Annotated in this window: 11 protein-coding genes; 4 read left to right on the top strand and 7 right to left on the bottom strand. The window is 55.6% G+C overall.

What is annotated here, in order from left to right; all coding sequences use genetic code 11:
- The first annotated feature begins 102 nt into the window (after positions 1-102).
- On the top strand, positions 103-1383 hold the full coding sequence (gene clcB, locus ACUTSU_RS01455; protein WP_445651490.1) for a voltage-gated ClC-type chloride channel ClcB: 1281 nt from the start codon (positions 103-105) through the stop codon (positions 1381-1383).
- Here the strand turns inward: clcB and bioD are convergent.
- The 3 genes from bioD to ACUTSU_RS01440 all read right to left on the bottom strand — a co-directional run bounded on the left by bioD (position 1380) and on the right by ACUTSU_RS01440 (position 4601).
- Positions 1380-2051, bottom strand: coding sequence for a dethiobiotin synthase (gene bioD, locus ACUTSU_RS01450; RefSeq protein WP_445653675.1), 672 nt, complete (start codon positions 2049-2051; stop codon positions 1380-1382). The genes clcB and bioD overlap by 4 nt on opposite strands.
- A gap of 283 nt (positions 2052-2334) precedes the next feature.
- Positions 2335-3552 carry a sugar metabolism global transcriptional regulator Mlc gene (gene mlc, locus ACUTSU_RS01445; protein ID WP_445651488.1) on the bottom strand — a complete coding sequence of 406 codons (1218 nt, stop codon included), beginning with the start codon at positions 3550-3552 and terminating at the stop codon, positions 2335-2337.
- A gap of 158 nt (positions 3553-3710) precedes the next feature.
- Positions 3711-4601, bottom strand: coding sequence for a LysR substrate-binding domain-containing protein (locus tag ACUTSU_RS01440; RefSeq protein ID WP_445653674.1), 891 nt, complete (start codon positions 4599-4601; stop codon positions 3711-3713).
- Positions 4602-4747: 146 nt separating this feature from the next.
- On the opposite strand from ACUTSU_RS01440, the gene ACUTSU_RS01435 reads away from it, so the two are divergent.
- A complete protein-coding gene (locus ACUTSU_RS01435) occupies positions 4748-6013 on the top strand; it encodes an MFS transporter (protein WP_445653771.1) in 1266 nt (421 codons plus the stop codon).
- Between the two features lie 155 nt (positions 6014-6168).
- Positions 6169-7107: a DNA replication terminus site-binding protein gene (gene tus / locus ACUTSU_RS01430; protein WP_445653673.1), complete on the top strand. Its 939-nt coding sequence runs from the start codon at positions 6169-6171 to the stop codon at positions 7105-7107.
- On the opposite strand, the gene ACUTSU_RS01425 is transcribed toward tus, so the two are convergent.
- The 4 genes from ACUTSU_RS01425 to ACUTSU_RS01410 all read right to left on the bottom strand — a co-directional run bounded on the left by ACUTSU_RS01425 (position 7097) and on the right by ACUTSU_RS01410 (position 10378).
- Positions 7097-7465, bottom strand: a complete 369-nt coding sequence (locus ACUTSU_RS01425; protein ID WP_445653672.1) for a VOC family protein — start codon at positions 7463-7465, stop codon at positions 7097-7099. The two genes, tus and ACUTSU_RS01425, sit on opposite strands and share 11 nt — an antisense overlap.
- Before the next feature lie 91 nt (positions 7466-7556).
- On the bottom strand, positions 7557-8246 hold the full coding sequence (locus tag ACUTSU_RS01420; RefSeq protein WP_445653671.1) for a helix-turn-helix transcriptional regulator: 690 nt from the start codon (positions 8244-8246) through the stop codon (positions 7557-7559).
- Positions 8247-8425: 179 nt separating this feature from the next.
- A complete protein-coding gene (fumC, locus tag ACUTSU_RS01415; RefSeq protein WP_445653670.1) occupies positions 8426-9823 on the bottom strand; it encodes a class II fumarate hydratase in 1398 nt (465 codons plus the stop codon).
- Between the two features lie 375 nt (positions 9824-10198).
- On the bottom strand, positions 10199-10378 hold the full coding sequence (locus ACUTSU_RS01410) for a hypothetical protein (RefSeq protein ID WP_445651482.1): 180 nt from the start codon (positions 10376-10378) through the stop codon (positions 10199-10201).
- A gap of 450 nt (positions 10379-10828) precedes the next feature.
- Here ACUTSU_RS01410 and manA point away from each other — a divergent pair, with 450 nt between their 5' ends.
- Positions 10829-12007, top strand: coding sequence for a mannose-6-phosphate isomerase (gene manA / locus ACUTSU_RS01405; RefSeq protein WP_445651481.1), 1179 nt, complete (start codon positions 10829-10831; stop codon positions 12005-12007).
- The last annotated feature ends 50 nt before the right edge of the window (positions 12008-12057 follow it).

Genomic DNA, 12057 nt, shown 5'->3' with positions numbered 1-12057 from the left:
CGATGCTGCTGGCGAATCTGTAAATATTCACTGGCCTTCGGCCGGGCCGGCAAGCACAATGTTCAGCTGAACCTTTCATTTTTCTCACGATTTTACTGACGCATGAAACGATTGGTCCACCTGCACCACTATCGCGCCCTGCTGCGCCGCCTGTTTATCGCCATCTTTCTTGGTATTGCCGCTGCGTTGGTGGTCTGGCTGTTTCACCGAGCGATGCTCGGGCTGGAATGGTTACTGCTCGATCACGAAGAAGGTAGCCTGGTGGCCGCCGCCGCTGCGTTACCTGGCTGGCGTAGAGCGTTAACCCCGGCGTTGGGTGGGCTGGCGGCCGGCCTGTTATTGTGGGTTTATCAGCGCTATCAGCACCAGCGACAGGTTGCCCCAACCGACTATATGGAAGCGATTGAAACCGGTGATGGCCGCCTGGACGTTAGCGCCAGCCTGGTGAAATGCCTGGCCTCACTGCTGGTGGTCTCCAGCGGCAGCGCTATCGGCCGCGAAGGCGCGATGATCCTGCTGGCGGCATTGGTAGGCTCCGTCTTTGCCCAGCGCTTCACCCATGAGAAAGAGTGGAAGCTGTGGGTGGCCTGCGGTGCCGCAGCCGGTATGGCCAGCGCTTATCATGCCCCATTGGCCGGCAGTCTGTTTATCGCCGAAATTCTGTTTGGCACCCTGATGCTGGCCTCATTGGGGCCGGTGGTGATTGCCGCCGTCAGCGCCCTGCTGGTGACCAATTTGCTCAACGGCGGTCAGGCGCCGCTGTATCTGGTAGAGCCGCTGCCTGCCCCTTGGCCGGTGCAATATCTGTTGATGGCGCTACTCGGCGTTTTGGCCGGGGTCTGTGGCCCGTTGTTCCTGTGGGCAATGTCTTCTTCCGGTCGTGCATTCCGTTCGCTACGGCTAAAACCGCCGCTGCAATTGGCATTAGGTGGACTGATTGTCGGGCTGCTGTCGCTGCTGTTTCCTGAGGTATGGGGCAATGGCTACAGCGTGGTGCAGTCGCTGCTCAGTGCGCCGCCCGGCGTATTGCTGGTAGGCGCCATTCTGATCTGCAAGTTGCTGGCGGTGCTCGCCAGCAGTGGCTCCGGTGCGCCTGGCGGTGTGTTCACGCCAACGTTGTTTGTCGGGGCGGCGCTCGGCTCGCTAGTTGGGCAACTCTGCACCATCTGGCCGGAGCTGGGCAGTGCGGTACCGATTCTGATGGCGTTAACCGGCATGGCAACGCTGTTGGCGGCCACCACCCACGCGCCGATTATGGCGGCGCTGATGGTGTTCGAAATGACCGGGGAATATACCCTGCTACCGGGTATTTTGTTGGCCTGTGTGATCGCCACCACCGTCTCACGCGGCTTACGTTCGGTGTCGGTCTATCACAATGCCTAGCGGTTTAGCAGTGGCGAGATATCCAGATAGCGCGCCAGTTCACGCTGTTCGGCACGTGGCAGATAAGGGATTTCACCCAGCAGCGGCGCAGGAATGCGTTGCTGCATCGCATCGATAGTTTCGGCGTAGTGTGCCAGCCCCGGATTGATGCGGTTCGCAACCCAGCCCAGCAGCGGCAAACCGTCATTTATGATCGCCTGCGCCGTTAACAAAGCGTGGCTGACGCAGCCCAGTTTGATCCCCACCACCAGCACCACTGGCAGTTGTTCCTGAATGACCCATTCGGCGTAAGGCCGCATATCGTTCATCAATACGCGCCAGCCGCCGCTCCCTTCTACCACCACGGTATCGGCTTTGGTGAACAAATGTTGTAGCCCACTGCTCATCACGCCGTAGTCGGTATCCTTGGTAGGTTGCGCGTGAAAGACCTCTTCCAGACAGGTAATGGGATTAATTTCCTGGTACGACAGCGCCATGGTCGAAGATGCCTGCAACACCAAAGCGTCTTTATTGCGAAGGCCTTCGCTGGTTTCCTGACAGCGCGTAGCGACAGGTTTGTAGCCGGCCACAGAACGGCCCTGCGCAGCAAGCGCCTGTAATAAAGCGCGGGAAACCACGGTTTTACCGACATCGGTATCCGTACCTGTAACAAATAAACGCGTTAACATGAATTAATTGCCCCGAGATGCACCGTTAACCAAAAAGTCGCCAAGAATGTGGCGAAAGCGACGAACGGGAAAAGTCTAGAGGATGCCGGGGAGACGGGGCTTGAGGTAGCTCAACCTTTTGTCGTTAAACGATAAGAATTACTGATTGGTGAAAGGCTGTGCCCCATGATTGACCGTGGCACCGTCGCAGACCCAAAAAACCGTAATCAAGGCGGCGGATGCTGAGCATAGCGGGTCTACGTTCAAGGCCGACAACGCAGAGTACGGCTTTTTGGGGCGCAGCCTACCCTTGCAGCAACTGCACCAGCAGCGAACCATTGTATAACGCTTCTTTCACCAGTGCCGCGCCGGGCATGGTGCCTTTATTGAAGAACTGAGTGGGCTCCACCTGAATCTGCTCACTGTAGGCCGGTAGCGACTGCTGACGTATACAGGAGGCAATGGCCGGATGTAGAATTTCTGCCGCCCGGTTCAGCGGGGAACCGACCAGGATTTTTTCCGGATTGAACAGGTTAACCATGATCGCCAGGATGCGGCCCACGCTGTGCCCCACCCCAAGGATAATGTCTTTCGCCAGTTGGTCGCCCGCCAGCGCCGCATCACACAGAGACTCGACCGTCAACGGTGCCCCGTGCAGGCTGGAGCTCATTGAGCTTCCGAGGCGCGCACGAGCAATTTCCAGCATATTTTCGATGCTGGCGACGGTTTCCAGGCAACCGTGATTGCCGCAGTAACAGCGTTTGCCGTAAGGATCGACCTGGGTATGGCCAATCTCGACCACGCTGCGGCTACCGGCATGCAGCACCCTGCCACCGGTGATCACCCCAGCGCCAACGTTGTGGTCGATCACCACCTGAATCACGTTTTGGCTGCCGCGCGAAGCGCCGTATAAGGCTTCGGCCATGGTCCAGGCGCTGATGTCGTGTTGCAGGTAAACCGGCAGACCGGTACGCGTTTCCAACGCCGGGCCTAATGGCATATCTTCGACATCGTAAAACGGCATACGGTGTACCACGCCGGAAATCGCGTCAACCATGCCCGGCAGCGTAATGGCGATCGCCGTCAGGCGTTCAAGCTTGCTTTGATGGCGGATAAAGAACTGGTCGACTTCAGCAAGAATGCGTTTTAACAGTGGGTCGGGGTGTTCAGCGGCCAGTGGCAACAACTCCTCCACCACCAGTTTGCTGCTGATATCGCGCAGCGCCAGCGTAATGGTGCCACGGCTGATACGGGCGGAAAGGTAGTGCCAGGCTTCGGTGTCCAGCACCAGCCCAACCGCCGGACGACCACGGCTGCCGACTTCCTGGAACTCGGTTTCTTTAACCAGATGGGCTTCCAGCAGTTCACGGACGATTTTGGTGATACTGGCGGGAGCGAGCTGCGCCCGTTTTGACAGTTCGATGCGCGAAATTGGGCCCAGTTGATCGATTAGCCGATAAACTGCCCCTGCATTTGTTTGCTTGATTTGATCGATATGCCCAGGCTGCCCAACCGCAATCACAAACCTGCTCCTACTATTTTTCGCGCTTCTAAATAAAGACTATCGGCTATGGTGGGGCTTTTGTAATACAGCGTCAACTATTTGATTCGTTATGTGATTTGCTGCACAAATTCACCCTACTTTGCCTGCGGATTGCGTTTTATTTACCCAGTTGGCTTTCAGGGTAACAGTAACGCCATCAGGGATTTGGCCGCAGCTGTCAGGGGGCGTTGGCGATGATGTACCAACCAAACTTCGGTCGTCGCCTCAGGTTCCGCCAGCGGTAAATATTGCACCCCGTCGATTTTAACCCGTGCGAAAGACGCCGGCAGAATCGAGATGCCCAATCCGGAGGAAACCAGGCCGATAATGGTCATCGCCTCACCGACTTCCTGGGTGATATAAGGGGTGATCCCCGCTTTGGCCAACAGCGACAAAATCTCGTCATGCAGCGCGGTTCCCACTTCACGGGAGAAAAAAACAAAAGGTTCTTCCGCCAGATGGTGGAAGCGTAACGTACCGGGTGCCACATGGGTTAACGGATGCCCTTCCGGTACCACCGCCACCAGGGGTTCACACAGTAAAAGCTGATGCTTTAACACGTCCGGTAAGCGGGTGTTGCGCATCACGCCCAGATCCAGCTCGCCATTGAGTAAGGGTTCAATCTGCTGCTTGGTGTTCACTTCGCGCATCTTGATATGCACCTGTGAGTGCTGCTGACGAAAAGCTCGCAGACTGCGCGATACCACGCTGATAAAGGGGGCCGACGAGGTGAAACCTATGGTCAATTCGCCCAGTTCGCCACGTTCCAACCGTGCCGCTTTCTCGGCAGCGCGATTCACCTGATCGAGCACCTGATAGGTCTCTTTCAGAAACAATTCCCCCGCCTGGGTCAGGCTGACATTGCGGTTGTTGCGCGCCAGCAGGCGTGCGCCGACCATTTCCTCCAGCGCCTGGATTTGCTGGCTGAGCGGCGGCTGAGAAATACGCAGACGTTCTGCGGCACGACCAAAATGCAACTCTTCCGCCACGGCGACAAAATAACGCAGATGCCTCAATTCGATATTCATACTTTAAACATCTCAATTTTAATTATTAATATATTAGACAAAAAACTGCCCTCTCCCTATGATTTTGTTAATTCATAATGTGTTGATATATACCCGATGTTCGGTAAGGAAAGACTGTGACAACCCCTGTGCGCTCTGCGGCCGATATGCCGTCGACGCGGGCCGCCAACGATAACGCGGCCACTGCGCCAAAAACCCAACGTTCCACCATTAACAAACTTCCCTACATCGAACGCGGAACACCGCAGTTTATGCGCGTCACTCTGGCGTTATTTTCCGCCGGCCTTGCCACTTTCGCCTTGCTGTATTGCGTGCAACCTATCCTGCCAGTTCTGTCTCAGGACTTCGGCATCTCCCCGGCACAAAGCAGTCTGTCGCTGTCGGTTTCTACCGGGCTATTGGCGATCGGTCTGATGTTTACCGGCCCGCTGTCCGACGCCATCGGCCGTAAATCAGTGATGGTAGTGGCGCTGCTGCTGGCGGCTATTTGCACCCTGATTTGCGCCTTTATGACCAGTTGGCATGGCATTCTGCTGATGCGCGCACTGATTGGCCTTTCGTTAAGTGGCGTCGCCGCCGTTGGCATGACCTACCTGAGCGAAGAGATCCATCCCAGTTTTGTCGCCTTTTCGATGGGACTGTATATCAGCGGTAACTCCATCGGCGGTATGAGCGGCCGCCTGGTGACGGGGGTGCTAACCGACTTCTTCTCCTGGCGGGTATCGCTGGCGGTGATCGGTCTGTTCGCGCTGGCCGCGGCCTGCATGTTTTGGCGCATTTTGCCCGAATCAAAACATTTTCGTGCCAGTTCATTGCGTCCGCGCACCCTGCTTATAAACTTCCGCCTGCATTGGCACGACAAAGGCTTACCGCTGCTGTTTGCCGAAGGTTTTCTGCTGATGGGCAGTTTTGTCACCATGTTCAACTATATTGGCTACCGCCTGCTGTCGGAGCCTTATCACCTCAGCCAGGCGATAGTAGGTCTGCTGTCGGTGGTATACCTGACCGGTTCTTACAGTTCGCCGAAAGCCGGTGCTATGACCTCACGTTTCGGCCGCGGGCCGGTGCTGTTGGCGTCGACCCTGATAATGCTGATCGGGATCCTGATTACCGCACTGGCACCGGTAGCGGTTATTTTTATCGGCATGATGCTGTTCACCGCCGGTTTCTTTGCTGCCCACTCGGTTGCCAGCAGTTGGATTGGTCGCCGCGCGCGCCGCGCCAAGGGCCAGGCATCTTCACTTTACCTGTTCTGTTATTACGTGGGTTCCAGCGTCGCCGGTACCCTCGGTGGCGTGTTCTGGCACAGTTTCGGCTGGAATGGCGTGGTGGCCTTTATCAGCGTGATGCTGTTGCTGGCCCTGTTGGTGGTGCATTACCTGAAGAAACTGCCGGAAGCGACCCGCGTTTAATCCCTGCCTTACCGCCTGCACGAGAGGCAGGCGGTAACTCCCCTAAAAACGCTGCCTGGCTGGACAGCTCGGTATTGCCGTTAACACCGTTGCTGATGTTGCCCTTTCGTTTACTACTCTCTTATTGTATGTTGTAACTAAAATAGGAGCGCGTGATGGATAAATACGATTTAATCGGTAGGATGAATGCTTGCTTCAGCGAACTGGAACAGGCGCTAACGGGTCTCCACCAGCAGATCCAGCCATTGCACTTGCTGGCTGGGCGGGTGTTTAGCCTGCCCGAAATCGAGAAAGGCAAGGAACATGACACGGTGGCGCAGATTGCCGTCGAACAGCATGTTGGCCTGGCCGCTCGCGATTTGGCGCTGGAACACTATCAGCGGCTGTTTATCCATCACAACAAGCACAACATCAGTAGCAAAGCGGCTGTGCGCCTGCCCGGTGTGATTTGTCTGGCGGTGGAACAACCTGAATACCTGGCGCTGCAACAGCAAATTGCCCTGATTAACCGGCTGAAGGCCGAACTGGAACAGATCATCACCGTCGACTCTGGCCTGGCACCAGAGCAACGTTTTGACTTTGTCCACACTCATCTACATGGCTTAATCACCCTTAGTGCCTATCGTACCCTCACCCTTTTAACCAATCCGGACTCGGTGCGTTTTGGCTGGGCAAACAAGCACATTATCAAGAACGTGAAACGCGACGACATTCTGGCTCAATTGGAAAAGAGCCTGAAGGCCGGACGCGCCGTGCCCCCCTATAATCGCGAGCAATGGGCCGAACTGGTCAGCCGTGAGATCGACGACGTCAGCCGCCTGCCACAGCAGGCCGTGTTGAAAATCAAACGGCCGGTAAAAGTGCAACCCATCGCCCGGGTGTGGTATCAGCCGCAGCAAAAACAGGTGCAACACCCCTGCCCACTGCCGCTGATTGCCCTGTGCCAGGTAGAAAACGGTGCTCAGGTACCGAAGATTGGCGAATTACTCAATTACGACGTCGCGGCGGTCAAACATAAATACAAGCCGGATGCCAGACCGCTGCGGCTGCTGGTCAAACGGCTGCATTTATATACCGACGTTCCTACTCGCTGAGGCTGTATACCCGCAGACGATGGCCATCCGGATCGCAGGCAACGAAGCTATAGCCGAAGTCCAGCATCACTGGCGGCTGAATCACCTTCAGCCCCTGTTCGCACCACCGCTGATAGAGCACGTCCACCTGCTGCGGCAATTCGCACATAAAGCCGATTTCGCCGCCCCCACCGGTCGCCGCTGCGGCAGGTTCGACGCTATGTTTCGACCACATAGCCAGTTTTAGGCCGTTGCTCAAGACGAACAGCGCGAAAGTGGGCGAAAGCTCCACCGGTGACTGCCCCAATAATCGACGGTAGAAAGCGGCGCTGTTTTCTGGGTTATCAACATAAAGAAGGGTCATGTTTGGAGTTGTCATCGCTGTAACCTCTTGGCTGAGGGGAACCGGCCGGCTCCCGATAACCCAAGGCTAAAGCGCTCTACTGACAGTTTTTGGCAGCAGCGAAGAATTATTGTGGCGCAATGCCCTGAACCTCATGCCACTCTTTCATCAGCGAACGGCGGCCACGGGGATAACGTTGCGCCAACGGCGTCGCCAGACGGATACGGTCGAGGCGGAAATGGCGAAATGACTGGCGCAGCTCACACCAGGCAACCAACATCCGTGCCTGTTCAAAATAACCCAGAGCAAAGGGCCAGAGAATACGTTCGCTAGGGTTACCGTCTCGATCGCAATAATCCACCACCAGTTTGCGTTCCTGGCGGATCACCTCGCGGATCAGCACCAGCGTTTCGTCTGCCACCTTCACCAGATCTACCGGGCCAATCAGCAGGGTGCTGGCCTCCAACTCATTGCGTAGTGCAGCAGGCAGAACGTCGGCGATTTTGGCCAGAGCATTATTGGCCGCACCGGCCAATTGGTTGTCACCACGACGCCCCACCCAACGCATTCCCAACACCAGCGCTTCTATTTCATGCTGCGAGAACATCAGTGGCGGCAACATAAACCCGGGCCGCAGTACATAACCGACCCCCGCCTCGCCGACAATCTCAGCCCCTTGCTGTTGCAGCGTGGCGATATCGCGGTACAGCGTACGCATGCTGATATTCATTTCTTGCGCCAACGCATGGCCGGCAACCGGGTAGCGATGCCGTCGCAGGATCTGCATCAGGTCGAGTAAACGCTCGGTACGTGACATTTATTTTTTTCCAAAAAAAGGGCTTACCCAAGTAAGCCCACAGACTGATGACAAACCTCATTCCTGCCCAGAGCGAGTAGAGGTCGATAAATAAAAAGCAGGAAAAACCACGCTTTTTCCTGCTTTGTCAGCAAGCTAAGGGCTTACCCAAGTAAGCCCATTGCCGCTGACGCAATCAATTACTTTTTCATGCTACCGACCATGTCTTCCGGGCGTACCCACAGGTCGAATTCTTCTTCGGTCAGGTAGCCCAGCTTCAGCGCCGAGGTTTTCAGCGTCAGGCCTTCCTTGTGTGCTTTCTTGGCGATTTCTGCCGCTTTGTCATAACCAATATGGGTATTGAGCGCGGTCACCAGCATCAAGGACTCATTCAGTAACTGGCTGATGCGGTCACGGTTAGGTTCGATGCCCACCGCACAATGCTCATTAAAGCCCTGCATACCGTCAGCCAGCAGACGAATGGATTGCAAATAGTTGTGGATCACCATCGGCCGGAACACGTTTAACTCAAAGTTGCCGGAAGCGCCGCCGATGTTCACCGCTACGTCATTGCCCAGCACCTGTGCGCACAGCATAGTCATCGCTTCGCACTGGGTTGGGTTGACCTTTCCCGGCATGATGGAACTGCCCGGTTCGTTTTCCGGAATAGAAATTTCCCCGATTCCACAACGCGGGCCGGAGGATAACCAGCGTACATCGTTGGCAATTTTCATCAGCGAAGCCGCCAGCCCTTTCAGCGCACCGTGGCCGTGCACCAATGCGTCGCAGGTGGCCAGCGCTTCAAATTTGTTGGGCGCGGTAACGAACGGCTGCCCGGTCAGGTCAGCCAGCGCTTTGGCAACGCGAACCGCGTATTCCGGATGGGTGTTCAAGCCGGTACCCACGGCGGTACCGCCCAGCGCCAGTTCACAGATATGCGGGATGCTGGCTTCAATATGCTGCAGGTTATGCGCCAACATGGCTGCCCAACCGGAAATCTCCTGGCCGAGGGTCAGCGGGGTCGCGTCCTGCAAATGGGTACGGCCAATTTTGACGATATCGCGATAGGCCTCTGCCTTGTCGCTCAGGGTTTTATGCAGCACTTTCAGTTCGGGGATCAAATGCTCACGCACCGCGATCACCGCGGCCACGTGCATCGCGGTCGGGAACACGTCGTTGGAACTCTGGCTCTTGTTGACGTCGTCGTTCGGGTGCACCCGACGCTCTTCGCCCCGCAGCCCGCCCAACAGCTCACTGGCGCGGTTGGCCAGCACTTCATTCATGTTCATGTTGGTCTGGGTACCGGAGCCGGTTTGCCAAATCGACAACGGGAATTCTTCAGTATGCAGGTTCGCCAGCACTTCATCGGCGGCGCTGATAATGGCATTGGCACGCTCGGCGGGCAGCAACCCCAGGTCCATATTCACATTGGCCGCCGCGCGTTTGGTCAACGCCAGCGCATGGATCAAGGCGGTCGGCATCTTTTCAGTAGAAATACGGAAGTGCTCCAAAGAACGCTGAGTTTGCGCTCCCCATAGCCGATCGGCCGGCACTTCAATCGGTCCCATAGAGTCTTTTTCAATACGAACGGCTGCCATCACGATCTCCTTAGTACAATTCCTAAAAATGTACGATTACGCCAACGCACCCATGCCCGCCGGCACACCCCAAACAGTATAGTGACATAATAACTATTCGCATTAAGAGAGTTGGCTCACAGCATTTTTCCTCCGTATGCCCCGTTTATTGTACGGCCATTATTGGTTGGTGAATTTTCTGGTCTACCCGATGTACGTCGGTAATAAAAAAGCGCCGTCTGGCGCTCTGATTATTTATTTTCAGTCAGAAGATTAATGGTGATGTTGATTATATGCATTAATTCTCTGGTCCTGTAGATGATTGATTTCATCATAAGCGTCCTGACGTTCATTGTGGCGATAGACACCTGCCCCTACAGCAACCGGGTGAGCAACCTATGTTGCCACCACCGACGCAGCAGACACCACCACTGGCACCGGCGTGACTACCACCACCGGACGTGGCGCTATGATCACCGGCCGGGCAATCCCATAACCATAGGCATGAGTCACCATCACGGCCGCATTGGCACCGGAAGTACAGAGCAACAGGGCCAGTAACAATTTTTTCATCATCGCCTCATCATTAATAATATTCAAATGGGTTTATAGACGAGCCCTGTATAGCGGCACTGCCTATTAAATTTAGCTAGCCGTGTGGTTGCCCATAGAAACGGAATAATTATGATAAGAAATATATTCAGCCGGTAATAATTAAATGCAAAAAACACAGTTTGAAATATACGGTAGTGATATGGGCCAAAATATTCAGACCTGCACTTTCCTCCAGAAGATATATTCAACAGCAAACGCATTGGCGTTTTTTTAAACTCCGTTTGCTCTGTTGTAACCGAGGGCACAATTGTGACGCCGGTTGCTATCACGTTATACTTTGCCGGCCTTGGGCCACTTGTTTGTTCGCGTCCGGCTTATACGCCACAGTTCGCGTGTAGGATAAGGCGCACAAGGTTTTTAACAGTCAGCTACTACCGCCCCTGGCGGCGAACGCAAAGGATGTTTATCAAGATGCAAAAAATGACCAACGCAGTGCAAAACTACGCATGGGGCAGCCACGACGCGTTAACCCGGCTTTATGGCATCGCCAACCCACAAGGGCAGCCAATGGCGGAGCTGTGGATGGGCGCTCATCCGAAAAGCAGCTCCCGCGTGGCCGGTGCCGATGGCAATTTGCGCTCGTTGCGCGACGTCATTGATGAAGATCAGCCCAAACATCTGGGTGCCGACGTTTCCCGCCGCTTCGGTGAGTTGCCGTTTCTGTTCAAGGTGCTGTGTGCCGATCAACCGCTATCGATTCAGGTGCACCCGAGCAAATCGGCAGCAGAAACGGGTTTTGCCAAAGAAAACGCCGCCGGTATTCCGCTGGACGCAGCTGAACGCAACTATAAAGATCCTAACCACAAGCCGGAGTTGGTGTTCGCCCTGACGCCTTTCCTGGCGATGAATGGCTTCCGCGAACTGTCAGACATTGTTTCCCTGCTGCAGCCGATCGCCGGTGCCCATCATGATATCGCCGCCTTCCTGCAACAGCCGGATGTCAGCCATCTGTCTTCCCTGTTTGCCAGCCTGCTGGCGATGAACGGCGAGCAGAAATCGCTGGCGCTGGGCGTGCTGAAAGCCGCGCTGAATAACCAACAGGGCGAAACCTGGGACACCATCCGCTTTATCGCCGGTTTTTATCCGGACGACAGCGGCCTGTTCTCACCGCTGCTGCTGAACGTGGTGCAGCTCCAACCGGGTGAAGCGATGTTCCTGTACGCCGAAACACCGCATGCCTACCTGAAGGGCGTGGCGCTGGAAGTGATGGCCAACTCGGACAACGTGCTGCGTGCCGGTCTGACACCTAAATTCATCGATATTCCGGAACTGTTAGCCAACCTGCAGTTCCGTCCACAGCCGGCATCCGGCCTGCTGACCCAGCCGCAAAAGCGCGGTGACGAACTGTTCTTCCCGATCCCGGTGGAAGACTTCGCTTTCTCACTGCATGACCTTTCCGCCGCCCCACAGGCGCTGACGCAAAATAGTGCAGCCATTGTGTTCTGCGTTGAGGGTGAAGCGGTATTAACCAAACAGGACCAGCAACTGGTGCTCAAGCCAGGTGAATCCTGCTTTATCGGCGCGTTCGAATCGCCGGTCAGCGTCAGTGGCAGCGGTCGAATCGCTCGCGTTTATAACCAGTTGTCGTAAACACTCGGTAAATTTCCGCAAATTGGTTGCTGAAAGAGTGGCTTACCTTC

It is taken from the genome of Serratia sp. NA_13 (assembly GCF_052691735.1).
The sequence above is the reverse complement of the archived record's forward strand: the minus strand, read 5'-3'. Positions and strand labels throughout refer to the sequence as shown.